This is a genomic window from Longitalea arenae (genome assembly GCF_016924755.1).
Lineage (GTDB): Bacteria > Bacteroidota > Bacteroidia > Chitinophagales > Chitinophagaceae > Niastella > Niastella arenae.
The window spans coordinates 526846-552904 of record NZ_JAFFJX010000001.1 but is presented as its reverse complement, the minus strand read 5'-3'; the positions used below and the strand labels follow the sequence as shown (position 1 = coordinate 552904).

Annotated in this window: 19 protein-coding genes; 5 read left to right on the top strand and 14 right to left on the bottom strand. The window is 43.8% G+C overall.

Annotated features, from left to right (window positions below; all coding sequences use genetic code 11):
* Nucleotides 1-136: 136 nt before the first annotated feature.
* On the bottom strand, nucleotides 137-3061 hold the full coding sequence (locus JT717_RS02480; RefSeq protein WP_205508599.1) for an FAD-binding and (Fe-S)-binding domain-containing protein: 2925 nt from the start codon (nucleotides 3059-3061) through the stop codon (nucleotides 137-139).
* 550 nt (nucleotides 3062-3611) lie between these two features.
* Here JT717_RS02480 and JT717_RS02475 point away from each other — a divergent pair.
* From JT717_RS02475 to JT717_RS02460, 4 genes are read left to right on the top strand one after another with little or no spacing between them, the layout of a single operon-like run.
* Nucleotides 3612-4331: a hypothetical protein gene (locus JT717_RS02475; RefSeq protein ID WP_205508598.1), complete on the top strand. Its 720-nt coding sequence runs from the start codon at nucleotides 3612-3614 to the stop codon at nucleotides 4329-4331.
* A 1-nt stretch (nucleotide 4332) separates the two neighbouring features.
* Nucleotides 4333-7101 carry a TonB-dependent receptor gene (locus JT717_RS02470; RefSeq protein ID WP_205508597.1) on the top strand — a complete coding sequence of 923 codons (2769 nt, stop codon included), beginning with the start codon at nucleotides 4333-4335 and terminating at the stop codon, nucleotides 7099-7101.
* Nucleotides 7102-7111: 10 nt separating this feature from the next.
* On the top strand, nucleotides 7112-8257 hold the full coding sequence (locus JT717_RS02465; RefSeq protein ID WP_205508596.1) for a DUF4249 domain-containing protein: 1146 nt from the start codon (nucleotides 7112-7114) through the stop codon (nucleotides 8255-8257).
* 33 nt (nucleotides 8258-8290) lie between these two features.
* Nucleotides 8291-10690, top strand: a complete 2400-nt coding sequence (locus JT717_RS02460; protein WP_205508595.1) for a hypothetical protein — start codon at nucleotides 8291-8293, stop codon at nucleotides 10688-10690.
* Nucleotides 10691-10853: 163 nt separating this feature from the next.
* Here JT717_RS02460 and JT717_RS02455 read toward each other — a convergent pair whose 3' ends face one another.
* Nucleotides 10854-11132: a hypothetical protein gene (locus JT717_RS02455; protein ID WP_205508594.1), complete on the bottom strand. Its 279-nt coding sequence runs from the start codon at nucleotides 11130-11132 to the stop codon at nucleotides 10854-10856.
* A gap of 228 nt (nucleotides 11133-11360) precedes the next feature.
* Between JT717_RS02455 and JT717_RS02450 the strand changes: the two genes are divergently transcribed.
* Nucleotides 11361-11543, top strand: a complete 183-nt coding sequence (locus JT717_RS02450; RefSeq protein ID WP_369411687.1) for a helix-turn-helix domain-containing protein — start codon at nucleotides 11361-11363, stop codon at nucleotides 11541-11543.
* A 376-nt stretch (nucleotides 11544-11919) separates the two neighbouring features.
* Here JT717_RS02450 and idi read toward each other — a convergent pair whose 3' ends face one another.
* The 12 genes from idi to asnB form a co-directional block, all read right to left on the bottom strand.
* Nucleotides 11920-12462 carry an isopentenyl-diphosphate Delta-isomerase gene (gene idi, locus JT717_RS02445; RefSeq protein WP_205508592.1) on the bottom strand — a complete coding sequence of 181 codons (543 nt, stop codon included), beginning with the start codon at nucleotides 12460-12462 and terminating at the stop codon, nucleotides 11920-11922.
* Nucleotides 12463-12678: 216 nt separating this feature from the next.
* Complete coding sequence (locus tag JT717_RS02440; RefSeq protein WP_205508591.1) at nucleotides 12679-13179, bottom strand: RNA polymerase sigma factor; 501 nt, start codon at nucleotides 13177-13179, stop codon at nucleotides 12679-12681.
* Between the two features lie 283 nt (nucleotides 13180-13462).
* Nucleotides 13463-14341 carry a MerR family transcriptional regulator gene (locus JT717_RS02435; protein ID WP_205508590.1) on the bottom strand — a complete coding sequence of 293 codons (879 nt, stop codon included), beginning with the start codon at nucleotides 14339-14341 and terminating at the stop codon, nucleotides 13463-13465.
* 189 nt (nucleotides 14342-14530) lie between these two features.
* Complete coding sequence (locus JT717_RS02430; RefSeq protein WP_205508589.1) at nucleotides 14531-15274, bottom strand: tyrosine-protein phosphatase; 744 nt, start codon at nucleotides 15272-15274, stop codon at nucleotides 14531-14533.
* Nucleotides 15275-15305: 31 nt separating this feature from the next.
* On the bottom strand, nucleotides 15306-16244 hold the full coding sequence (gene fcl / locus JT717_RS02425; protein ID WP_205508588.1) for a GDP-L-fucose synthase: 939 nt from the start codon (nucleotides 16242-16244) through the stop codon (nucleotides 15306-15308).
* Between the two features lie 3 nt (nucleotides 16245-16247).
* On the bottom strand, nucleotides 16248-16952 hold the full coding sequence (locus JT717_RS02420) for a hypothetical protein (RefSeq protein WP_205508587.1): 705 nt from the start codon (nucleotides 16950-16952) through the stop codon (nucleotides 16248-16250).
* 86 nt (nucleotides 16953-17038) lie between these two features.
* Complete coding sequence (gmd, locus tag JT717_RS02415; protein ID WP_205508586.1) at nucleotides 17039-18154, bottom strand: GDP-mannose 4,6-dehydratase; 1116 nt, start codon at nucleotides 18152-18154, stop codon at nucleotides 17039-17041.
* Nucleotides 18142-18903, bottom strand: a complete 762-nt coding sequence (locus JT717_RS02410; protein ID WP_205508585.1) for a glycosyltransferase family 2 protein — start codon at nucleotides 18901-18903, stop codon at nucleotides 18142-18144. The genes gmd and JT717_RS02410 overlap by 13 nt, the downstream gene beginning before the upstream one ends.
* A complete protein-coding gene (locus JT717_RS02405; protein WP_205508584.1) occupies nucleotides 18900-20642 on the bottom strand; it encodes a carbamoyltransferase family protein in 1743 nt (580 codons plus the stop codon). The genes JT717_RS02410 and JT717_RS02405 overlap by 4 nt, the downstream gene beginning before the upstream one ends.
* Before the next feature lies 1 nt (nucleotide 20643).
* On the bottom strand, nucleotides 20644-21789 hold the full coding sequence (locus JT717_RS02400; protein WP_205508583.1) for a glycosyltransferase: 1146 nt from the start codon (nucleotides 21787-21789) through the stop codon (nucleotides 20644-20646).
* A 62-nt stretch (nucleotides 21790-21851) separates the two neighbouring features.
* Complete coding sequence (locus tag JT717_RS02395; protein WP_205508582.1) at nucleotides 21852-24164, bottom strand: glycosyl hydrolase family 28-related protein; 2313 nt, start codon at nucleotides 24162-24164, stop codon at nucleotides 21852-21854.
* Nucleotides 24164-26023, bottom strand: coding sequence for an asparagine synthase (glutamine-hydrolyzing) (gene asnB / locus JT717_RS02390; RefSeq protein WP_205508581.1), 1860 nt, complete (start codon nucleotides 26021-26023; stop codon nucleotides 24164-24166). Before asnB ends, JT717_RS02395 begins: the two co-directional genes overlap by 1 nt.
* Between the last annotated feature and the right edge of the window lie 36 nt (nucleotides 26024-26059).

Below are 26059 nucleotides of genomic sequence, written 5' to 3'. Positions count from 1 at the left end.
TTGGCACCACAAACGGCGGAAGAAACCAATGGCGGCTGGCCGCAGCCAGTCACCGGTTTCCACAGAATTGAGTGTTGAGAAATAAAAAACCACCCTGGCAGCAGGATGGTCTCAGTATCAGCATTGAAATAGATCTTTAAACAAGTGCATCGAAAAGCACTTCTACCGGATGTAAGGCATGGCGGCCCGTACCATCTTTTACCTGGTGGCGGCAACTCGTGCCCGGGGCAGCAATGATCACATCTTCAGCTTGCTTGCGAACAGTGGGGAATAATACCAGCTCGCCAATTTTCATTGACAGGTCATAATGCTCTTTTTCAAAACCAAATGAACCGGCCATACCACAACAACCGGAAGGGATGGTTTGCACCGTATAGTTTACCGGCAATGTCATCACTTTTACCGAATAACTGGTAGAAGACAATGATTTTTGCTGGCAATGGCCATGTAACTGTATCACTTTTTTCTCTGTGGTGAACTGTTCTTTACGAATGGCGCCTTTCTCTATTTCGCGGGCTATGAATTCTTCAAACGTAAATACATGTTTGCTCAGTTCTCTCGCTGCTTCCAGGTGCTCATCTGTAGCCAGGTCAATGTATTCGTCGCGGAAGGTGAGAATGGCCGATGGTTCAATTCCAATGAGCGGCGTTTCTTCCGAAATGATCGGATACAGCAATCCAATATTTTTATTTACGATCTCTTTTGCCTTGCGCAACAATCCCTTCGACAGCCAGGTTCTTCCACTTTCAATATGATGAGGAATAACAACCTCATAACCCAGCTTCTCCAATAACCTGATCGCTTTGATGCCGATCTCGGTATCATTGTAATTGGTGAATTCATCGCAGAAGAGATAGACCTTTTTATCGCCTTTACCATTGGGCGATGTGGCGCTTTTGGCGTTCTTCTTATACCAGCTCAGCAAGGTTGTTTTATACATTGTGGGCATGGAACGCTCAACGGCGAAGCCTGAAAACTTCTTTATCATTTTACCAATGACCGGGTTGGTCACAGCAAAATTGTACAGTCCCGGAGCAATGGCGCCCAGTTTTGCCGAACTGGAAAAACCGGCAATCAGTTTGGCCCGGAAAGGCACGCCGTTGGCATCGTAATAATGCTGCAGGAACTCGGCTTTCAGTTTGGCCACGTCTACATTCGACGGACATTCCGATTTACAGCCCTTACAGCTCAGGCAAAGGTCCATGACCTCATAGATCTCCTCATGATCGAAGCGGTTCACTTTTTCGGAACGGGTGAGGAACTCACGCAGGATATTCGCTCTTGCCCGGGTCGTATCTTTTTCGTTACGGGTTGCCATAAAGGAAGGACACATGGTTCCGCCCGACAAATGCGTTTTACGGCAATCGCCTGAACCGTTACATTGTTCTGCATGTTGCAATACATCCTGATTATGGTACCGGAAGATCGTATTGAAGGCCGGCGTCTTTTGCCCGGGCGTATAGCGTAAGTAACTGTTCATGGATGGTGTATCCACGATCTTGTTCGGGTTGAAAATGTTTTCCGGGTCCCAGGTATACTTGATCTGCTTGAGTAACTGATAATTCTTTTCACCCACCATTTGCGGAATGAATTCACCGCGTAACCGGCCATCGCCATGTTCACCACTCAATGAACCGGAATATTTTTTAACCAGGGTGGCAATTTCTTCGGCAATGGTCCTGAATAACTTATTGCCTTCCTCGGTCTTTAAGTTAAGGATAGGGCGCAAATGGATTTCACCCGAACCGGCATGCGCGTAATGCACAGAATACAGGCCGTATTTCTTCAGTATTTCATTAAAGTCGCGGATATAAGCCGGGAGGTCATTCACGTCTACCGCCGTATCTTCAATAACCGGTACGGCTTTTTCATCGCCCGGCAAATTGCCCAGCAATCCCAAACCAGCTTTCCGTAAGGTCCAGATCTTTTTAGTATCTGCGCCAAACAGTAATGGGAAATGATAACCAAGTCCGGCGGCGCGCATGTCAGCTTCCACCTTACCGGCGATCTCAATGACCTCTTCGCGCGTATTTCTGGCAAATTCTATTACGAGAATAGCGCCCGGGTCGCCCTGCACAAAAAAGCGGTTCTTGCTTTGCTCGATATTATCTTTTGTACATTCAAGAATATAATGATCGATCAGCTCGCTGGCACTGGGGCTGTATTGCAATGCGATCAGATTGGCGCGCAGCGATTCATCGATCGTATTGAAATGCACGCATAAAAGGCCTACCTCTTTCGGCGGCAGCGGCACTACATTCAGCTTTATTTCGGTAATAAATGCCAGGGTCCCTTCAGAGCCGGCGATGAGGCTGCAGAAATTAAAATCAGGACCGCCTGCGGTGAATGGCGCCATTTCCAGCAACATATCCACTGCATATCCTGTATTACGTCTTTCAATGCTTTGCTTGGGAAATTCTTTCCTGATCTCAACCTGGTTGTTGTAGTCGCTCAACAGGCTGCGCACCGTTTTATAAATATTGCCTTCCAGGGTATCACCTTCACATTTTTGATGGAATTCGTCGATGCTCATGGACGAAAACACCGCTTCGGAGCCATCGCTCAGCAAAGCTTTTACTTCGAGCAAATGTTCGCGCGTGCTGCGATAAACCACCGAGTTGGAACCACATGAGTTATTGCCCACCATACCACCGATCATGGCCCGGTTGGCGGTAGAGGTTTCGGGACCAAAATACAGCCCATGCGGCTTAAGGAACAGGTTCAATTCATCGCGGATAACGCCGGGTTGAACGCGCACCCATTTTTCAGCCGCATTCAGTTCAAGTATCTGCGTAAAGTTTTTGGAAACATCTACCACGATCCCATTCCCAACTACCTGGCCAGCCAAGGAGGTTCCCGCTGTTCTTGGTATCAGTGAGGTTTTATGCGTATGGGCAAAGCTGATGAGCTTTTTAATATCATCCACATTCCGGGGTATGGCTACAGCCAGGGGCATTTCGCGATAGGCCGAGGCATCAGTAGCATAAAGAACCCGCATGGTTTTATCGAAATACAATTCGCCTTCCAGGTCCTTAGCCAACTGCTGTAAAGAATTGTTCATGAATCTTCTCCTTTGATTGGGGCCGCGCCGGCGGCGTGCAAATTTACTTGCTTTACGGGTGGTTTCATGCAACTGGCTAAAATATTAGATATTTTTCAAAAATTATCTCCCTGGCGTTCAATAGATTAAGAAAAAAATGAAATCCAGATCGATCGAAAATTGATCCCTACCCCTCTAAAACACCTGCGCAGCGTTTTGGTTTGATGAGATTTTTCGGCAAATAGCGGCCAGAATGGCCAGGCAGGTCGTGCGGTTTCTCTCCTGCCATTCGCTCAACCAGTGAACTTTTCAAACTGGGGCCTGGTGTAACTCCCTCTGGCAACCGAAGCAGTTGCATGAGCTATCATTTAAAAATCACTAATATGAAGCTGTGTACAAATTAATTTTCAATAAAAGGCGGTTATACATTCATGACATTACCTAACTTGGAAACCCAATACCCACAGGCGCCTACCAGAAAAAAAGGTGAACAGTTTACCGGATTTAATAATGCGTACAGCTTTTTAAAGAACTGGTATAACTGAAGTATTTCAGCTTAAACTAACTGCTAATGGTAAAACACCCTGTTCTTGCATTTTGCTTTGCGGCTTTGCTGAAGCCTGCACAGGCGCAGAACAATATAACTGCTTCCAACGCAACACCCGTCATTGTAAACGCCGGTGATGTTTACAACGCCTTTATTGCAAATCAATCGCGCCTGTATAACGGAACCGAACACCTGGGTTACTCCGTGAGAATAAAAAACCATGCTTACTTTCTGCAAAAAGAACTGGCCACAGGCAAGCTTGTGTATGATGAACTGGAATTTACCAATGTTCCCATGGCATACGACCTCTTTAAAGACCAGGTAGTTGTTCAACACCTTAACGGTTTTACGAGAGTGGCGCTGATCTCAGCCAAGGTAAAAGAGTTCACCCTGCTCAACCATCACTTTATTCGGCTCGACAGTACATCCGGCGCTTCTTTGATCACCGGGTTTTACGATGAAGTATATACCGGCCAGTTAAAAGTGCTGGTGAAAAGGGAAAAATTTATTGACGAAACGATCAAGGATGAACTGGAGCGGGAATTCATTTCCCTGGATATGATCTACATACAGAAAGATGGCAGGTACTATTACATTAAAAATAAAAAAGGACTTTTTGCCATGCTGAAAGATAAAGCGCCGGCGGTAAAACAGTACCTGCGCAAAAACAGGATCAGGTACCGGAAAGGCCCTGAAACAGCAATTGTAAAAGCTACTGCTTATTATGATTCGTTAAACAAGTAACATGAGAAAACTGCTACTGCTGATAGTATGTAACCTGATCTTTTTAGTGGTTGCTATTTCCGTGCAAGCCCAGCCCGGCGGCAAAAGCGTTCGCCTCGATCTGAAAGATGCCTCTATCGATAGCCTGGTAGCAGAACTGGAAGCACAAACCGGCTACCATTTTTACTATGATCCTGCTCAATTTGATAGTCTGCGTGTGAGCATCTCTGCGTCCAATGTATCCCTGCAAAAAGTGTTGGAGCTGGTATTCGCCAATTCGGAATATCATTTCGCCATACCGCCCAAAAAGACTTATGTATTGCTTACCAGGGGAGCTACCATAAAAACGAGTTTACCGCCCGGCTTCTTTTCCGGGTCAGGCACCGATAGCACAGAGGGCGCTGTGGCTGCCTATGGCGATAAAAAGAAAAGCCGCATAGATGCTTCCATAGAAAATAAATTATTTGAGATCGGTCCCAGGAATAACAGTCCCGGTGCTGGTTCCGTAGCGCTGGCGGGCTATGTACGCAATGTCAAGACCGGCGAACCGGTTGCCGGCGCCATCATTTCGATCGCAAATGCTGCCACGAGCGTGGCTACCGACCAGTATGGATACTACTCACTCACTTTGCCGAAAGGCCGCCATCTGCTAACCATACAGGGCATAGGTATGAAAGATACCCGCCGCCAGGTAATGGTTTATTCAACGGGTAATTTTGATATCGACATGAATGAGCGGGTTACATCCCTGAAAGAAGTGATCGTTTCTGCGCAAAAGCTGGCCAATGTGCGCAACGTTCAACTCGGTACCAACCGCTTAACTATCAAAGCCATTAAACAGGTACCCACTGCATTCGGGGAAGCCGATATTTTAAAAGCCGTACTGATGCTGCCGGGGGTGAAAACAGTAGGTGAAGCAAGCACTGGTTTTAATGTAAGGGGTGGTTCTGCCGATCAAAACCTGATCCTGTTCAACGATGCTACTATTTATAACCCGACACATTTCTTTGGTTTCTTCTCTGCATTCAATCCGGAAGTTGTAAAAGAAGTAGAATTGTATAAAAGCAGTATTCCCGCAAAATACGGTGGACGGCTTTCGTCGGTACTCGATATCAGCACCCGAGAAGGCAATAAGAAGAACTTTGCAGGCATTGCAGGCATTGGCTTGCTTACCAGCCGTGTTACCCTCGAGGGACCGATCAAAAAAGATAAGACCTCTTTTATCCTGGGCGCCCGGGGCACTTATGCCAACTGGCTGCTGCAGTTTTTACCAGATGAATATAAGCACAGCCGCGCTTCTTTTTATGATGTAAACCTGAACATGAGTCACGAGTTTAACAAAAAGAACAATTTATACATAACCGCTTACATGAGTAAAGACCGGTTCAACTTAAACAGCGATACGACCTATAGTTACAGCAATCGCAATCTTTCCATTAAATGGAAACATACTTTCTCCAATAAACTCACCATGGTGTTAACCGGCGGTTATGATCATTATGATTACAGTATCGGCAGCGATAAGGATAGTTTGTTTGCTTATAAAATGAAATTCGACATCAACCAGTTCAATTTCAAATCAGACCTCAACTGGTATATCAATGCCAATCATACGGTTGATTTTGGTGTTAGTAGTATTCATTATTTATTGAATCCCGGCACCTATGAACCGAACAGCAAACAATCGCGGATAATCAAAGACGAAATGGAAGCCGAACATGCGCTGGAAAGCGCTGCCTACCTTAGTGAGAAATGGAATATTACCGATGCATTGTCGCTGCAGGCGGGGTTGCGTTATTCGCTTTACAATTTCGTGGGACCTAAAACTATAAATAAATATTCACCAGGCCTGCCCATCACTGAAGATAATCTGCTGCAAACAAGAACCTATGACAGAAATAAATTCATTCATACCTACCACGGCCCTGAATACCGGCTGGCGATCCGTTTCAGCCTCAGCGAAAGTTTGTCACTGAAAGCGGGCTATAATTCATTGCGGCAATACATTCATATGTTATCCAACACTACAGCCATCTCGCCGACCGATATCTGGAAGCTTAGCGATCCAAACATAAAACCGCAAACCGGTAACCAGCTGTCATTTGGCATCTACAAAAATTTCAAATCCAATACCATTGAAACTTCAGCAGAGGTTTACTATAAGAAAATAAAGAATTACCTGGACTTTAAAAGCGGCGCCCAACTGCTTTTGAACGATCATATTGAAACAGATGTGATGAGCACCAGGGGAAAAGCGTATGGAGTTGAATTGCTGGTACGGAAACAAAATGGCAAACTGAATGGCTGGATCAGTTACACCTGGTCGAGAATATTACTCAGAATGAATGATTCTACGGCCGGGGAGGTGATCAATAATGGCGACTATTATCCTGCCAGTTACGATAAACCGCATGATATCACCATGGTGGGTAATTACCGGTTCAGCCACCGGTTCAGCGTTTCCATGAATGTAACCTACAGTACCGGCCGGCCTATTACCTTACCGATCGGGCGCATTTTTTACGCCAATTCATGGCGTGCCTTGTATGCCGACCGCAATGCCTATCGCATTCCAGACTATTTCCGTACTGATCTGTCGATGAATATTGAAGGCAACCATAAAGTACATCAGAAAACACATAATTCGTGGACGGTAGGTATCTACAACCTTACAGGCAGAAGAAATCCATACTCTGTGTATTATGTATCAGAGAATGGCGCCATCAACGGGTATAAACTGTCAATCTTCGGAAATGCCATTCCGTACGTGAATTTCAATATCCGATTTTAAATGATAAAACATGAGAAAGATCTTTTACTGCTGTGTAACGATCCTGTTGTGGTGCTGTAAAAACAGGTATGAACCGCCCGTGAAAGCGCCGGCCACCGGCTACCTGGTCATTGAAGGTTATATCAGCGCCGACGGGCCTGCTGAAATACGTCTTACCCGCTCCGTTCCTTTAGACGATACTGCCAGGCTCATTAATGAAACCCTGGCCAGGGTAGAGCTGCAGGGACGCGATAACAGCACTTATGTGCTCACCGAAAAAGGCCAGGGCCTGTACAGCTATAACTGGCAATCACTCAATCCTGCACAGCAATACCGGTTGTATATTAAAACAAGAGAAGCAAAAGAATATGCTTCAGATTATGTGAAGGTAAAGACGGCCCCGTTGATCGATAATGTAAGCTGGGTTCAGGATAATACCGGTGGCGTGCAGATCTCCGTAGATACGCATGACCCCAACAACAATACCTGGTATTATCGCTGGACGACCGAAGAAACCTGGGAATATCGTTCTTACTATTATACCAGCCTTGACTTTAAAAAAGATCCAATCACCCATCAGATCATAGGCATACAATGGCGCTATCCCGACATGTCACCGGAAAGAGGTTGGTTCATTTGCTGGAGTAATGAAAACTCCACCAACCTCATTCTGGGCTCATCAGCCAAGCTCAGTATCGACAGCATACATAAGCCATTAGTATATATTCCGGCAAACACGGTGAAGCTGGGTGTTTTGTATAGCCTGTATGTAAAACAGTATGCACTTGACAGGGAAGAATACGAATTCCTGGAAAAGATGAGAAAGAATTCAGAAGAAACGGGCAATATATTCGGACGCCAGCCAGCTGAGCTCAAAGGCAATGTACGTTGTTTAACAGATGTCAAAGAACCGGTGATCGGGTTTATTGGCATTGCCAATCGCCAGGAAAAAAGGATCTGGATCAGGCGCAACGAAGTGCCCGGCTGGCAATATGTATTTCCGTGCGAAACAGAAGTAGTACATGTTGATTCTGCCAAATATTATTCCATGTACATGCCTGTTTCGCCCGTTGAATACGATGCATCAGGTATCGTAAAATACCTAGCCGTTACGCCAACTTGTGTGGATTGCAGGTTACGCGGCGGCGTTAATGTTAAACCTTCTTTCTGGCCATAATAATATTCCTGAGCTGTTATAAGCACTGCATACATGAAAGCTGCCAATACTATAGAAAAAGTAACCGTTTTAATCCTCTGCTTTTCGATCCTTTCTGTAAAGCGATCCAATGCCCAGGATGCTTTTGCGGCTATTCCTGAAAGTTTTAAACAGTATAATAACCGCCATCAGACCGAGAAGCTATTTGTGCATACTGATAAAAATTTTTACCTGGCTGGTGAGTTAATGTGGTTCAAGATCTATAATGTTGATGGCTCCTTATATAAACCTGCGGCATTGAGCAAGATCGCCTATGTTGAAATCCTCGACAGGGACAACAAACCGGTAATGCAAGCCAAAATTGCGCTTACTAAAGGCAAAGGGAACGGTTCATTCTTTTTACCGGTGTCTGTTAATTCGGGCAATTATAAGTTACGTGCCTATACTAACTGGATGAAAAATTTTCAGGCCAGTAGGTATTTTGAGAAGCCAATAACCATTGTAAATACTTTAAAAACGTTGATCCCTCCGGCTGCAGATACAGGCGTCCGCTACCATGCCGCATTTTTCCCCGAAGGTGGCAACCTCGTTAAAGACGTTACCAGTAAAGTAGCTTTCCAGGTAACAGATGCGTATGGCAAAGGTGTTGACTGCAAGGGCATTATTTTGTCGGCCAACAAGGATACCCTGCTTTCGTTTCAGTCGTTCAAATTTGGCATGGGACATTTTACGTATACACCGGGCAGCGCAGCGGCGGATATAGCCTTGATCACGCTGCCGGATGGCCGCACGCTAACCCAGGAGTTACCGGCTGCTTACGAACAGGGCTATGTAATGGAGCTGCGCGAGGAAGGCGCCGACAAAATCAAAGTTATTGTTACCAGCAAAAATATACCTGAACAACCTGTATTTCTATTTGTGCATAGCCACGAGCTCATGCAGGTGGCTGAAAAAGGATCACCCCTTAACGGAGTGACCAGCTTCTTGATCGATAAAAACAAACTGGCAGAAGGTATTTCAAATTTTACGATTTTCAACGCCCGGCAACAAGCTGTATGCGAACGTTTGTACTTCAGGCGCCCTACGCAGGAGTTAAGCATTGCAGCCACCAGCAAAAGCACGCAATATGGAACCCGCAAACGGGTAGCGCTTGAAATAAATACACAGCAATCCAAGGCAGGCAGTGGCACGTCTGCCAACCTGTCTATGGCCGTGTACCGCCTCGATTCACTGCAAACAATCAGTTCCAACTCTATTTTCTCTTATTTGTGGCTCACTACTGAATTAAAGGGTCTTGTTGAATCACCGGATTACTATCTTTCATCTACAGAGGCCGATGGAAAAGAAGCGGCAGATAACCTGATGCTGGTGCATGGTTTTAGAAAATTTAGTTGGGACGAGGTATTCAATGATAACCGTCCTGCCTTTGAATATGCGCCTGAGTTTGACGGCCATATTATCAGTTGTCAGCTTAAACATGCTACCGGTCCTGCCCCCATTAGCGAGATGAGCGCCTGGTTATCGATACCCGGTGTTCAACTGCAATTCTATAATTGCAAGTTCAATGAATCCGGTAAAGCCTATTTTGATGTAAGGGATTATTATGGGCAAAATGAGATCATTATTCAAACGGATGCAGCCGATAGTAATTTCCGGGTTGATGTATTGAATCCGTTTTCAGAAAAGTACAGTGATGTGCCCTTGCCTCCGTTTTCATTACCAGCCTCGAAGCAAAATACGCTGAATGAGCAAAGCGTAGGCATGCAGGTAGTGAATACCTACGCAGCAGATAAATTAAGCAGATTTGCATTACCGGATATTGATACGATGCCTTTTTATGGCAACCCGTACAAAGTGTATAACCTCGATGACTATACCCGCTTTACCACAATGGAAGAAGTCTTGCGGGAATATGTACCGGAAGTCGCGGTACGCCGGTATGGCGGTCAACTGCATTTAAAAGTATTCGATTTTGACGCGCGCGATTTTTATCCAACGGACCCGTTAATATTACTGGATGGCGTTAAGGTAGATAACACTATTCTTATGAATTATGATCCATTGAAAGTAAATAAGCTGGAAGTGATCACTAACAAATACATCAAAGGTGATTTCATATACCCGGGTATTGTAAATTTCACTACTTACCACGGCGATATGCAGGACCTGAAACTAGATACCAGGGCGGTGATCCTGGATTATGAAGGACTGCAGTTAAAGCGTGAGTTTTACTCACCTGTTTATAAAACTGACCAACAGGCTGGCAGCCGTTTACCCGATTTCAGAGATCTTTTATACTGGTCGCCTGATGTACAAACGGACGCCGATGGTAAGGCTGCGGTTGAATTTTACACGTCAGATATCAAAGGAACCTATGTGGTGCTTATACAGGGATTAGATGATGCTGGTTATTCAGGCAGTTATTCTATGACCTTCGAGGTAACGGATAAATAATATGTTTTTGCAGGAAGTGAAATATAGGGTACGGATTGGTACATAAAAGGCGAAGGAATCCCCCAAACCTAAACATACATCTAAAAGTTAGCCATATATAAACCGTCTTTAGTATTAAAATATTTTGAATTTAAAAACATAAGATACACGGGCCAAAAAAATTTCATAGATCTGTTCTTTGGTTTATAAGAAAGGCTGCTTCAACAAGGGCTTCCATTTTTTCGTAGAAATAAATATGGTCATTCCGTTGCTGACCTTCCTGGGAAATACTACGGCTGCTGCTCACTATTTCAACCATCCAGTTCCACAGGGTTTGCCTTACTTCCTGTAAATGATAGCTCTCAAAGAAGTTCTCAATGGCCAGCCGGGGATTCTTTACTTCTTCTTCACTTAGCCGAAGAGGTTGATTATGCCAATCAGGATGATGATTAAGGGACCGCATAACAAATAAGTTATAAAGGTGAAGGAAATAGTCTTTTTTGAAATGTAAGCGGGCCCTTTAAAACAGGCGGCTTACCGATGCAATCCCCTGATAATGCTTAAACGAAGATAATAAATATTTTAATATGATGTACTATATCCCAGCCGAAAAATTAAAAAAAAATTCCATCTTAACCTTTTAATACCTACACCATTGGCTGCCAATCACCAGATATTGAAAACCTTCGGCGTGAATCTGCGCCATTTCAGAAATGAAAAGGGTCTAAGTCAACGCGATTTGTATGCGCTATGTAATATTGACAATGCCGAAATAAGCAGAATGGAAAACGGCGAGGTGAATGTTACGCTCAATACACTGGCTCAGTTGGCCGAGGCATTGGATATTCCTGCTTTTATGTTATTAAAACAGTAATATCCTGAATGGCGGAGCACTGAAGGTTCTGATCTCCAATAAATAAAAATCCTCCCGACTTAAGCCGGGAGGACCAGGTAATTTTGACACCTGTAAAGGATGTTCGTACTAATTCTTCATAGATATTGACGTATGATAACCTTCCAGAGGTTCCGGGTAAACATGACTGTTTCATTCATAAGATACCGTTTTAAAAACGGAGCCTGCCTTCAAAGGTTATTGGATCTTGTATTCCAAAAATACCTTTCCAAAAGCCAGGTTGATAATGATACAAACGGTCAATTGATAAAATGATCAATATGTTTACAGGCTACTAAGGGTGTTCCTGTAATATGTAATAAGTTGCTATAAAATCGCTTGCGGCTGTGGTACCAGGTTATACTGCTTTTTTGAGCAGATTTTCGGCAGCCCATTGCTGCACTTTCGGGAATGCTATATTAAACCAGGCTGTATATTTCTGGGGGTGAGATAAGAGTGTAGCCTGAATTTCATCGAGGCTTTTATAACAATAATCCTTTACTTCCATGGGGTCGGGCGACATTCGGCCCTCATAGGTGCCAACAAACACATGGTCAAACTCGTGCTCGGTTAAGCCATGCTCGAATTCGGCCAGATATACAAAATCAAATATTTTCTCAAGAATAGTGGTAAAACCCATTTCTTCGTGCAAGCGGCGTGTGGCCGCTTCCAGGGTATCTTCGCCTGGCGATGGATGGCTGCAGCAGGTATTGGTCCATAAGCCACCGCTATGGTATTTGCCCATAGCCCGCTGCTGAAGCAGCATTTCTCCTTTGCTGTTGAAAATAAAAATACTGAAAGCACGGTGCAGTATGGCTTTGCGATGTGCTTCCATCTTCTCCATTACTCCAACCGGCTCATCCTTTTCATTTACCAATATCACGTCAGTTACTTTGCTCATGGTACAAAATTGCTAAATAATCATGGTGTTACCATGAATGCCATTTAAAATCATGTCATTAACAGGCCAACCGAAAACAGCCAGCTATATCAAACCTATTGAATAAATGAATTCCAGGCTTAAAGGGAGTTATATGGAATACAACTTAAGGCAACAATTCTTTTCAGGTACAGAATACCCCCTACCCACTTACTCGTAAATGGAAGCAGGGCAGGTTTAATGCCGCTCAATCTGGTTCTTTAACAGCTTGCGCGCGAAGTGAATACGGCTTTTTATGGTACCCAACGGCTCCCCGAGCATATCGGCAATTTCATGATACTTGAAACCATCGAAATATAAAAGGAACGGGTTCCTGAATATCTGGGGCAGGTTATGGATCGCCTCCTGAATATCCTTTAACCGCAAATTTGATTCGGCATTATTCGCAACAACACTTTGGGTCTGGTTAATCAGAAAATCATTGGGGGTGCTATCGAAGATCGTATTCTGTTTAACTTTTCTCCGGTAATTGTTAATAAAGATATTGCGCATGATAGTATACAGCCACGCCTTGATATTTGTGCCTACACTATACTTGTCCTTATTCGCCAATGCACGGAACAGCGTTTCCTGAAACAGGTCTTTCGCAGCCTCGGAGTCTCTAGTCAACGTTATTGCAAACGGCTTTAAAAACTCCGCATTGTTCACCAGCATTTGATTGAATTCCACCGTCGACATAAAAAAGTTGTTTAAATAATTACACTGTAAATTTAAACATAAATCACTTAAGGGAAAAATCCGGGCGCTTAATAATTCTATAATAAAATATTAAACCAGCCTGAAGCGCTTCCACAGTGATTTTTCGCCCCTGGCCGTTTACCGCCGGATGGTGGAAAAAGCAGCCAGACGAAGGGTAAGACACCGTACCACGGATCGTCCCCTATTCTGTTGACGATCTAAAGCCCCAAATATTTGTTAAGGAAATTAAAATTCAGGCGAAGGAGAACATATTGTAAAAAACCTAAAGTACGGCCACAAATTCCAGAACTTCGGGCAGGGACCGTTTGAGGAGAACGCCGGTGGGAAGCTTTTTGAGATTGCAGTTGGCCAGCTGGCCTGAAACAATGATCTGCACTTTGGGAGCATGCTGCCTGATCTGGTTAAGAAATTTTTCAAAATTGAAGTTGCCGGCAATACAGGTGAGGTGGGTGTACAGGTAATCGGGTTGTTTACAACCGGTTATAAATTCCAGGTCATGGCAGGGCACATTGGCGCCGAGGTAAATAACCTGTACCCCCCGGCTTTTAAGCAGATAGTAGGTGTATAGGAGGCCCAGTTCATGGTATTCACCTTCCGGCAGAAAAAGGATCACTTTTTTGTTTACGGTTATATGTGACACCACGCTCTCGATACCCACGATCAGCTTTTGCCTGATGATATTGGTAACCACATGCTCCTGGCAAGGGTGAATATGGCTGGCCTGCCATAAAATACCTATTTTATCGAGGAAGGGAAAAATAAGAAAGCTGATGGCTTTATCGATCCCTTTTGCCATAATGTAATTATCCAGCACATCTTCAAATTTCTCCAGGTCGAGGTCGATCATATATTGCAGCAGGTCATTTACCAGCCGCTCCTGCTGGGCCTGCGCATGAGAAAGTGACACAATTTTTTCCCGTACTTCCTGGGAGCTCATCTTGTCTATATGGGAAATTTTATACCCGTATTTATTAAGCAGCGCAATGTTCAGCACTATCTTCAACTCTTCATTGGTGTAATAGCGGATATTTGTAGAAGTACGTTGCGGCCGAAGAAAGGAATAGCGTTGCTCCCATATGCGAATCGTATGGGCTTTGATACCAGAAAGATTTTCCAGGTCCTTTATGGTAAACGCATTCATATACAGTTAACTACAAAGTGCAATGTTAAATTGTTTAAACATTCTCAAAGAATGCTTAAACCAAAAATGCTTGTTTTTGAGAACTGCAATTTAATGAAAAGATTTACAGGGAGTTGTACATAATAATGCAGAGAGAAAGCCAAGGCGCGAAAGAACACTTTGTGGGGAGTAAGTGAGACCAGCAACCATTTACAGCATGGGATTTAAGAGTAATCCGCTGTCAAGAAGTGATTGTACTGGCTGCATAATATTATTGCCGGCCGATTGAAGTGAATTGAGATGACGAAAATGATGACAATCAGTACCTAACAAATTTACATAACGTTTATTCAGCAGGTAGTGCGCCAGTTGCAAAGACGCTTTTCCGTAATAGCCGGTAAGTGACAATATATTTAATTGAAAATAGCAGCCGGCGTTCTTTAACTCGTCGTACCATCTTTTATCGCTCGTAAAATACAAATATCGCTCAGGATGAGCCAGTACCGGCTGGTATCCTTTCATTTGCATAGTGAACAGTTTCTCTTTAAAGTTCAGCGGGGTAGTCACAAAGGAAAACTCAACCAGTACCCAATTCTCGTGCAGGGTAAGTAATGGCGTATTGCTTTCAAGCAATTCATCAAAATGTTCATCCAGGAAATATTCAGCAGCTGCTTTTATAGGAACAGCAGCGTTGTTTTCCTGCAGGGCCAGCTGTAATTCCTGATATGCAGCTCCGATGGTATTCGCATCATTTTTATACATGTCCCATAAAACATGGGGTGTTGTAATGAATTTTCGGTATCCAAGTTCCTGCAGACCTGCAATGAGCTGCAACGAGGTTTCTGTATCAGGTGAGCCGTCATCAATGCCGGGTAATAAGTGCGAATGCATATCCGTTCCCAATGCACTTAGATCTACAGGTACTTTTTTCTTTTTTTTAAAAATAGAAAACATGCAGCTTATAATTAGAATACCGAAAACAAAATTATGAGCCCGCAACATATTGCTGCGAAAACTCGTGATACACTTTCTCAATCCCTTCCCGCAGGTCTATACGTGCTTTCCAGCCCAGCTTATGTAATTTTTGTACATCCATCAGTTTACGTGGTGTTCCATCTGGCTTTGACAGATCATGCTCAATATTGCCGTTGTAACCTACAATGTCTTTAACCAATAAAGCAAGATCCCTGATCATAATATCCTCGCCAGTTCCAATATTCACAAAGCCTGGCTCATTAAATTCTTGCATTAAGAAGTAGCAGGCATCAGCCAGATCATCTGCATGTAAAAATTCACGCCGTGGGGTACCGGTGCCCCACATGATAACCGAGGGCTCATTGTTCAGCTTTGCCTCATGAAACTTCCTGATAAGCGCCGGTAGTACATGTGAGGTTTCCAGGCTGTAATTATCGTTTGGCCCATACAGGTTCGTAGGCATTACAGAAATGAAATTACAACCGTACTGCGCACGATAGGCATCGCACATCTTTATTCCCGCAATCTTAGCGATGGCATAAGGTTCATTCGTGGCCTCCAGTTCTCCGGTAAGCAGGTATTCTTCTTTTAGCGGCTGGGGCGCCAGTTTTGGATAAATACAGGATGATCCCAGGAACATCAGTTTCTTCACACCATTTAACCAGGAAGCATGAATGATGTTTGACTGCAATATTATATTGTCATAGATAAACTCAGCCCGGTAGGTATTGTTAGCCAGGATACCCCCTACTTTAGCAGCCGCTATAAAAACATAATCCGGTTTTTCCTGGTTTAAGAAATCATTTACGGCCAGTTGATTACGCAAGTCAAGCTCAGCCGATGTGCGCAATAGCAAATTATTAAACCCTTCCTTTTGCAACTTGCGAACAATGGCAGAACCAACCATACCACGGTGGCCCGCTATGTATATTTTATCTGACTTATTCATAATCTAATTGATCTCAGCTTCATTTTTTTGCGGAGAAACCGATAAGATCCTTTCAATATCATGCATCAGCAATTGAGTAAACAAATCGGCTCCTATACTGTTCACATGAGAGTTATTATAGAAAAATCTTTTGTCCTGAGATAAAGCACAATTCGAATAATCAATAAAGTAAACGCCATTTCCTTCCAGTGACCGAAAAGCAGCCCGCTCCGCTTCCAGGTTATGTAAAAGCCGTAGTCCTTCTTTGTATACGGGTGGTATCATGATCAGTACACGTCGGCCTTTCATTTGCAGCTCCTGTACCATCTCTTTGTAGGTCTTGAAAATGCAACTATCAACACTTACATCTATTGGTTTGCCTATCCGGTTCAAGCTATCCATATCAGCCTGCCACGTTAAATTCCTTGGGGTGTAACCCAGGTAGGGGTCTGTTAACTGCTGTCCGCTCCTTATATTATTCAAGCCGTTCGCTGCCGCTTTAATGTAGCCATGCTTCATGGCGATGAATTTATAAAAGGGCAAGTTCCGTAACTTCCAAACCAGGTCAGGCTGTATCTGGTATAAAGATTCGTAAATGTTGTCGTTATTGATATGGGCTATATACCGGTCTACTTCCGTTAACTGATCAATGGGCATTAAAATGAAAAAATTCTCTGCAAAGATCACCAGTTTACAACTGTCATCGTATTCATTCAATTCTTTGATCAACCCCCTGTATTGTATAAACCTTGTGCCATCGATCGAGAAAAAATTGGAACGAGTTAAATAACAATTACTTTATTTCGCTTCAGCCGTTATTCAAACTGATTACGAACGTAATAGCCGGACTGCTGCAGTAATTTTTCTTTCTTGAACAATTCGACATCGTTTGATACCATTTCCTTAACGAGTGCAGGCAGATCGTATTTAGGCTTCCATCCCAGCTGTTGTTGCGCTTTTGTTGGATCACCGATCAACAGATCCACTTCCGTAGGCCGGTAATACTTTTTATCTACAACAATGACTTCTTTTCCAATTTCAACCTTAAATTCTGCATTGTGGCAGGCTTTTACGATACCCACTTCATTTTCGTCCTTTCCTTTAAACTCCAACTCAATGCCAAGTTCGGCAAAGGCCATTCGTACAAACTCGCGAACTGGCGTAGTAATACCTGTGGCAATCACATAATCCTCAGGCTTTTCCTGCTGTAATATCAACCACATTGCCTCAACATAATCTTTGGCATGGCCCCAATCCCGTTGAGCATCCAGGTTACCCAAATAAATTTTGTCTTGCAAGCCCAGCGCTATCTTGGCTGCGCCACGCGTGATCTTTCTGGTCACAAATGTTTCCCCACGCAAAGGAGATTCGTGGTTGAACAGAATACCATTTACCGCATACATGTTATATGCTTCCCGGTAATTGACTGTGATCCAATATGCATATAATTTAGCCACTGCATAAGGAGAGCGGGGATAAAACGGCGTCCTTTCTGACTGAGGCACCTCCTGCACCAGTCCATATAACTCAGATGTAGAAGCCTGGTATACTTTGGTCTTTTTTGTTAACCCTAGTAAACGTACTGCCTCAAGTATTCTCAGGGTACCTATACCGTCTGCATTTGCTGTATATTCCGGCGTTTCAAAGCTTACATGCACGTGACTCATCGCCGCGAGGTTATAGATTTCGTCAGGTTGGGTTTCCTGAATAATACGAATGAGATTGGTTGAATCGGTCAGATCGCCATAATGAAGCTTAAACCGTACATTTTGCTCATGGGGATCCTGGTACAAATGATCGATGCGTTCTGTATTGAACAAAGAACTTCTCCGCTTAATTCCGTGAACAATGTATCCTTTTTTTAATAACAGGTCGGTAAGGTATGCACCATCCTGCCCGGTTACCCCTGTAACCAATGCTACTTTTGCCATATGTTGATCGGGTTAAATTGTAAAACTTTTCGTAGTGGCTTTAGCCACATGGTAAAGAAATAGGGTTTTAGGTCGTTGAGTTTCCAGGCCATTTCATCTTCTTTATTGGCCCTTAACCGGTTCTTTATCGATGCATTGCTCATACCGCCCGCCCGCATTTTAACCAGCACTTCAGCTATATATTTAGCGTGCACATCATATTTTAATAATACCCGCAACATCAGTTCATAATCTGCTGCAGAGCGCAAGGTAGTATTGAACAATCCGCATTTATCATACACCTGGCGGCGCACAAAAAATGTTGGATGGGGCGGCATCCAGCCATAGTACAGGTATTCTTTTTTATAGCTACCGGATCTCCATGTTCTCGTTACAAGGTTTACGTTCGTGGCATTTACGTATTGAAGATCGCCGTATACGGCCTCAACAGCCGGATCTTCAAATGCCGCTGCGACTTTTGATAAGATCAAAGGACTGGTATAAAAATCGTCAGAGTTTAAAATGCCAATAATATCTCCGGTAGCCAGTTTCACTCCTTTGTTCATGGCGTCGTAAATGCCATTGTCTTTTTCAGAAATGACTTTGGCCACATGGGTAAATTCCTTTATGATCTCCAGCGTATTATCTTTTGATAAGCCATCAACAATGATATGCTCTATGTTTGGATATTGCTGGCCGGCGACACTGCTTAAAGTATCCCTAACGGTAGCCGCACTATTATAGGTAGCCGTGATTATTGAGATCTTCATATAGAACCGTTCCGCGTAATAACACAATTCTCCAGCACCAGCATATCCATATTCGTACGCAGGTAACATTCCAACGCATCATGCGGTGAGTTCACGATCGGTTCATTTTCATTGAAAGAGGTATTCAATAAAATAGGTACACCTGTTTTTTTACGGAATGCCTCGATCAATTCATAGTAACGAGGAGTTACCGCCTTGTCTACCGTTTGCAAGCGACCGGTACCATCAGCATGCGTTACCGCCGGAATAAGGGTATGTTTCTCTTTCTTTATTGGGAACACCTTCTCCATAAATGGCACTTCATCGGTTACTTCAAAATATTCACCAACATATTCCTTTAAAATGGAAGGTGCAAAAGGGCGAAAGCTTTCCCGGCGCTTAATTTTTGCATTCAAGAGGTCCTTGGCATCACTGCGCCGCGGATCAGCCAAAATAGAACGGGCGCCTAATGCGCGTGGACCAAACTCGGCACGGCCATTAAACCAACCCACTACACCTGCATTGATCAATTGATCGCTCACTTTATCGTATAGCTCTGCATCAGAATATCTTTTAAAAGCAATATTGCGGCTTTGCAGGTATTGCTCAATCTCTTCGTTGCTGAACCGGCTACCGGTATATGCCGACCAAACCGGAGCGGCCCGTTGCTGTTTTAAAATATGGTTATAAACATACAGGGCAGAACCCATAGATATACCGGCATCGTGCCCCGCTGAAGGAATGTACACCTGCTTAAATCCGGTATTGCGGGTGAGTTTACCATTGGCCACCGAATTCTGTGCCACTCCACCGGCAATACAAACACTGTTTAAACCCGTACGCTTTTGCAGATGATTGAGAATATGGAATATCAATTCTTCAGTTACACGTTGTACAGAGGCAGCCAGGTCTTTGTGATACTGGCTCAGGGGTTCTTCTTTTTTACGTACGGCGCCGAATTTTTCCACCATCAATGGCGAATACAGCGGCGCCACTACAGGAATATGGTCGTCACCGTATGAAACGATACCGCTTTTCGCAGAACGGAAATATTTCAAATCCAAAGTAAATAATCCATCATTTCCGAAGACCAACACTTCCTTAAGCTTGTCAACATACTTTGGTTGCCCGTAGGGTGCGAGGCCCATCACCTTGTATTCATCACCATAGTGCGGAAAACCCAGTAACTGGGTAAAGGCAGTATAAAACAAACCCACCGAATGTGGAAAGTCAACCGAATCGAGCACTTCAATCTGATTGCCCCGTCCAATACCGGTCATGGTAGTAGTAAAATCGCCCGAGCCATCGATTGATAACAAGGCGGCTTCGTCAAAAGGTGAAGCAAAAAACGCGGAAGCCAGGTGACTGCGGTGGTGCTCAACCTGGTGAATCCTGCTTTTGATAATTGCTTTATCAACCGTTTTGTCTAGTAGTACAAACTCTTCTTCAAGCGATGCCACTTTACGGGCGTTCTTTAAACGGTCGAGCACTGCATTAAATCCTCCGCCCGGATTTTTCAACAGGAATAAAAGCTTCTTATTCATTTTGGCCGATGGATCGCGGCCAATAGCAATATGATCTACCTGTGAAAGGCTAATGCCTGCCTCTTTCAAACAAAATTGAATGGCCATGGAAGGGAAACCAGCCCAGTGTTTCTGGCGCCGAAATCTTTCTTCCTCGGTTGCAGCAATCATTTTTCCATCTTTAAAGATTGCTGCTGATGAATCCGCATGATATGCATTAAGCCCTAGTATATACATCTTAACTAAAAATGTTGTTGTATGCTGTTTGTAATTCTGATTGTTGTACAAATCGCCGAACAAATTCCCAGGCGCCCCGCGATAAGGCGTCATATTCATTCTGATCAAATAAGACCGCCTCCTGCAAAGCCTTTGTGAACTGCTCCGGTTGCTGTAATGAAATATCCCAGCCGGCCCGTACAGTATAAAGGTTTCTCCATGGCGTTTGATCACTTATCAATACCGGCTTGCCTGCAGCAAGCGATTCGAAAATGGCATGTCCAAAATTCTCGCCCTGCGTTGGCAGCGCAAAAATATGGTGTTGACTAATAATTCTGCCTAATTCATTATTAGGTATTTCACCGGCAAAGTACACCTTGATATTCGGGCCAAAACCTTTGACAATAGTCTTGCAATGATTTACATAATTTTCGTCCTCGGCATTACCAACAATAGTGAGTGAAACATTACCAATGACATTTTTTAGCACTCGCAAGAGAAAGTCGAGGTTTTTTACCGGATGCAGCCTGCCAATGAAGATCACCGACAGTTCATGCTTCGTTTTTTTGATACTGCCCGGATAATCATTGATCATTCCCGGAAAATTTGAAGCAAGCGTTACTTTGGCATTATGTCCAAAATATTTTTTTACATCAGCTAACTCAGTTTTATCGGTAGCATGAAAATGGATAAAGCGATGTAAACCCATTCGACGGAATGCAGACAGAAAAAGCTTTTTTTTAGCCGATTTAAATTGCAGGGCACTTTCTTTCAACATGCCGCGGGGCGCCAACACTAAACTGCTCTTGATGATGCCTAATCGCCGCATCATCAGGGGGTATATGGTAAAGTGCCGAGAGTACATACTGTTGAGATAAATGTAATCTGGCGAGATGCTTTTTATCTGCCTGTGGATGTGCGTCCAACCCAGTTTTTGCGGAGAACAATAAAATATTTTTACGCTTTTTTCTATCTCCAGCCATTGATCACATGGGATATTAATATACGGGCTGGTATCATTCAGATCCCTGTCAGTAGTGAACACATAGATAGAATACCTGTCTTTCATCTGGTGTACAAAATGTACACAGGAACGAATGGGGCCTCCGGCTTTGTAGCCGGGTTCATACCAGTCGGCAAAAAGTAAAATGGTCTTCCTGTTACTCAAGCGTCGAAACAGAATTTAATATATAGTTAAGCGAACGCTAAAACGGTGGCAGCCAACAATTTTTATCTACTGAAAACAACTCCACGCCTGGCAGCACCAATAGCTACGCGCGACATATATATATTGCTCACCCCGGCGGGAAGATTAGTGAATAATTGCGGCTTCTGGCTACGATCAAAAGCAGTTATATCATTTATGAATGCCGGGATGCTGTTCACCCGATACATCTGGTCAGGAATTGAATAGATGGTTTGACATGCTTCCCTGCCATCGACGCATTGCGAGTTAGAACCCAATAAAGCGATCTTTGCTGCCGTACCAGATTTTACATACTCGTGTGGGCTAAGCTTGTGGAAAAAATTATTATTCCACAATAATAAATTAAGGGCTGATTTACCCGGATCAACTTTTACCGATCCCTGGATGTACATATTCAGCAAACTGATGTTACCATTAAATTCACCGACCTTAATGGTAGGTGTACTATCGGCGGCCCAGGGAGCAAGCATACTACCGTCGATACTTATTACGCCGGAACCTTTAATATCAAGCGGGATGCGTGGTTTTCCTTCCCACCAGCAATCTTTTGCAATAAACCTGGCGCCATCATTGACCGATAAACGGGCAAACTGACCGCCAAAGCAAGATACACGGGCAGTACCTTTCCCCTGTTTGGTAAGGGTTCCCCCTCGGAGTACATTCCCATCGGAAAAAAACGAATTGTTTTTCTCTATGTATAAATAATCGAGCCTGTTGGTGATCAGAGAGGTATCTGCATGAGAATACAGTTGATCAAGGTGTGCCTGTGACGCCGGTTGATCAACATTCTCAAATGCTACAGCCGAAGACGGGTTACTATCCGATTCTTCGCCGATCTGCAGATCTTTTATGGTAACCTGGCTGGGTCCTTTTACGAGTATCAGTGGTTGCTTACTGAAATCACTATTTGTTGCACGGGTAATTACAGATGCGTAAAGTAATCCATCGCCAACGAGTTGCATATCGGTACCGGCAGGAATTACCAGCGTTTTATCGAGTGCATAAGTACCGGTGCTGAAATAAATAACCGGGCGTTGGCCTTTCAAGGCAGCTGCCTGATCAACAAGTTCCTGGATGGTTCTGCTGCTGGCGCCTGCCGGCACAGAAAATATCTTTCTGGCTCTTTTAGCAGGCAATGGTTCCATGCTTTTGATGAAATCGTTGGCGCTACCCGAAATTTTTGGTATATAGGTATCGCCCAATGTGAACTTTGTAAGTGAACCGTTCTCAATTAGTAAGGGATCCTTCAGCTCATAATTGTTGTTCATCGACATGATCTCAAAAATGCCCTTACACCAGCTGCCCGTTTTAACCGAATAAGTTTTATTAAGGTCCTTTACCTTTCCAATCTTATTATTCCACAAAGTGATCTTTCCGGTATGTAAAAAAACGATGGGGTGATACACAAGGTTCAATACCGTATTATTCTGAAATATTCTTTTAAAAGGATTACAGCTTGACCCTTCATCTACAGAAAAACCAAAAGAGTTTTCAGAAAAGCACCCGCGTACGGAAGAATAGAAAACGCCATTATTCTTAAAATCGAAATAAGTTGAGCCGGAAAAATAAGACCTGTATGCATGGTAATTTCCATTGGCGCAATACACACCATGAAAACATTTAATGAACTTGCAGTCCCATATCCAATAATCCAGCGCATTGAATCCATGAATATTTATCCCTGCATCGGTGCATCCTTCGAATGTACATCGTTTAATGGTAACTTCGGAATCATTAGATCCGGTACCATCTTTCCGCTGATAAGTTCCTCCACTGATCGCATTTTTAAAACCGGTTTTAAAATAGTTATCAGAAAGTTCGATGTTCACTGAAGCAAAACTTCTCGATTTGTTGTTATTCCAGGTTTCGATCCAATGAATGCCAATTCCTTCCATGTCTTTACGACCATTCGGGTCCCAACTTAGGCGGGATATCCGGTAATAAGCCGAACCATTGGCCAGCAGCATAGTATCCTGCGCTGCGCCAGTCCATTTGATCACTGTGTTATTGGGATCCTCCCCAATAATACTTACCCCGATCTTTCCTCTCAGTACGAGCGTATTCGAAATACAATAGGTTCCTGCGGGCACATACAGTACCATATACCCGCCTTTACCGGTATTAAAATTTGTCACCGGGTTCCTGAGGTCATCTATGGCACGCTGAAAGGCACGGGTATCATCGTCCTTACCATTTCCCCTGGCGCCAAACTGCTTCTTTACATCAGCCCATCCTGGCAAAGGACCATTAAACTCTTCCCGGCTTTGAGCCATTGCCGGCGCAATAAAGAGCATGCAGTAAACAAACAAAAAAACTGAACAAAAAATAGGTTTCATTAGTCTATTGAATTTTTCTCCAGCCAGTACTCCAGTATTACAAATAACCAGATCTCCATCCATCTTACTGTATTGTCATTATTTAAAAATCGCTGCCAGTAAGCCATCAGGTTTTTTTCGTTGATAAACTCCCTTTGGGCAATGCGTTGCAGGTGCTTTTCACAGAAAGAACGAAGTTCTTTTTTCATCCAAACACTCCATGGGAACAGAAATCCCTGCTTTTTGCGGTGAACCACATCATCAGGAAGTAATCCTTGCAACGATTCTACCAGTAATCGCTTGGGGTAGTCCGGGAATTTTATATGGTCTGGTATCGCCAGAACGAATTCTATGAGATCGTGGTCAAAAAATGGTTCCCTGGCTTCCAGGGATACGGCCATACTGAACTGATCTGTATCCTTTAATAATGTATGTTGTGTATAACCTGTATACTCAGCTATGGAAACCTGGCTTAGTAAAGGGAACTGCTCCAATGAAGGAGGCAACAGGCTCAATTGCTTTTCAAGTAAGGTCGCCTGACCTTTTTCCCAGCGGGTTAGTGACGTTAGTAATTGTGGGGAAATGATCCTCCTGAATTCAGGATAAAAGTATCGGATAGATGAGGCAGGCGCGTTCAGTAATTGTTTGATGCGGAGCGCTTTGTTGCTGTTACCTAAGGCAAGTGCCGCGCCCCTACGCAGGAATTTAGAAGGTTTCCACAACGATTCGTATTTCTTCAGTTGCAGGTATTGCTTGAAAAAAGGGTAACCGGCAAATAGCTCATCACCGCCCACTCCAGATAAAGCAACGGTAAGACCGCTCTGTTTGATCGCCTTCGAAACCACATAAGTATTTACACCGTCACCGCTGGGCGTGTCCATGGCGTTCAGCGCATTAGTCAATTCGTCGAGAAAAACAGCCGGTTTTAGTAATACCTGGTTATGCTGCGTATTGAATTTGCGGGAAATGATATTAGCATAACCTGATTCATCAAATTGCTTTTCCTCAAAACCCACAGTAAATGTATTAGGCCGGGAAGCGCCAACCTCTGCCATTAAACCAACAACAGCACTGGAATCAATACCACCCGACAAAAATGCTCCCAGTGGCACATCACTTACCAGCCTTCTTTCCACAGCCTGCCGCAACAATTGCCTAACCTGTTGTTGCACTTTTAACCGGTCACCAAAGTCAAACTCGACCGATGGCTTGCTGGTAATATCCCAATACTTTTTTATACTATACCTGTGATTCCGGATTGTGATTGAGCTACCTGCTTCCAGTTGCTGAATCCCCTGGATAGCTGACTCCGGAAATCCTACTGATTGATAGCTGAGAAACTCCTGGATAGCTGATGTATTTGCTCTGGCAGGCATTAGGCCACTTGCCAGCACACCTCTGATCTCGGATGCAAATAGAAAGGCGCTATCGTTCACATAGTAATACACCGGTTTTACACCCATTCGGTCCCTGGCAATGAACATTACCTGTTCCCTCGTGTCCCAGATGGCAAAGGCAAACATGCCTTTTAAATATGGTAAACAATCTACCCCCCATTTGCTGTAAGCCGCCAACAACACCTCCGTATCGCTGTTTGTGCTGAACGGATAGCCTGTAAGCATTTTCTTTACGTCCTGGAAATTGTATATCTCACCATTGAAGATGATCTGGTAACGGCCAGAGTGATCAGCAATCGGTTGATTGGCAGCTGTAGACAGATCGATGATAGAAAGCCGCCGGTGACCCAGGGCAATGGTATCGTTCGTATAAAAACCATCTGCATTTGGTCCCCGGTGCGACATGGCATCGGTCATTCGCCGAACCGTAGTTGACAGATCAATATTTCGGGTAAAGGATACTATACCGGCTATTCCACACATAGTTCAAAGCAGTCTTTATAGTAATTATTAGAACTC

What these genes read in the sequence shown, in the direction of transcription:
- JT717_RS02405 (WP_205508584.1), bottom strand. Translation starts at nt 20,642, where the DNA reads ATGTATATACTAGGGCTTAATGCATATCATGCGGATTCATCAGCAGCA.
- JT717_RS02435 (WP_205508590.1), bottom strand. Translation starts at nt 14,341, where the DNA reads ATGAATGCGTTTACCATAAAGGACCTGGAAAATCTTTCTGGTATCAAA.
- JT717_RS02465 (WP_205508596.1), top strand. Translation starts at nt 7,112, where the DNA reads ATGAGAAAGATCTTTTACTGCTGTGTAACGATCCTGTTGTGGTGCTGT.
- JT717_RS02410 (WP_205508585.1), bottom strand. Translation starts at nt 18,903, where the DNA reads ATGAAGATCTCAATAATCACGGCTACCTATAATAGTGCGGCTACCGTT.
- JT717_RS02440 (WP_205508591.1), bottom strand. Translation starts at nt 13,179, where the DNA reads ATGTCGACGGTGGAATTCAATCAAATGCTGGTGAACAATGCGGAGTTT.
- gmd (WP_205508586.1), bottom strand. Translation starts at nt 18,154, where the DNA reads ATGGCAAAAGTAGCATTGGTTACAGGGGTAACCGGGCAGGATGGTGCA.
- fcl (WP_205508588.1), bottom strand. Translation starts at nt 16,244, where the DNA reads ATGAATAAGTCAGATAAAATATACATAGCGGGCCACCGTGGTATGGTT.
- JT717_RS02460 (WP_205508595.1), top strand. Translation starts at nt 8,291, where the DNA reads ATGAAAGCTGCCAATACTATAGAAAAAGTAACCGTTTTAATCCTCTGC.
- JT717_RS02430 (WP_205508589.1), bottom strand. Translation starts at nt 15,274, where the DNA reads ATGTTTTCTATTTTTAAAAAAAAGAAAAAAGTACCTGTAGATCTAAGT.
- asnB (WP_205508581.1), bottom strand. Translation starts at nt 26,023, where the DNA reads ATGTGTGGAATAGCCGGTATAGTATCCTTTACCCGAAATATTGATCTG.
- JT717_RS02480 (WP_205508599.1), bottom strand. Translation starts at nt 3,061, where the DNA reads ATGAACAATTCTTTACAGCAGTTGGCTAAGGACCTGGAAGGCGAATTG.
- JT717_RS02470 (WP_205508597.1), top strand. Translation starts at nt 4,333, where the DNA reads ATGAGAAAACTGCTACTGCTGATAGTATGTAACCTGATCTTTTTAGTG.
- JT717_RS02455 (WP_205508594.1), bottom strand. Translation starts at nt 11,132, where the DNA reads ATGCGGTCCCTTAATCATCATCCTGATTGGCATAATCAACCTCTTCGG.
- JT717_RS02395 (WP_205508582.1), bottom strand. Translation starts at nt 24,164, where the DNA reads ATGAAACCTATTTTTTGTTCAGTTTTTTTGTTTGTTTACTGCATGCTC.
- JT717_RS02475 (WP_205508598.1), top strand. Translation starts at nt 3,612, where the DNA reads ATGGTAAAACACCCTGTTCTTGCATTTTGCTTTGCGGCTTTGCTGAAG.
- idi (WP_205508592.1), bottom strand. Translation starts at nt 12,462, where the DNA reads ATGAGCAAAGTAACTGACGTGATATTGGTAAATGAAAAGGATGAGCCG.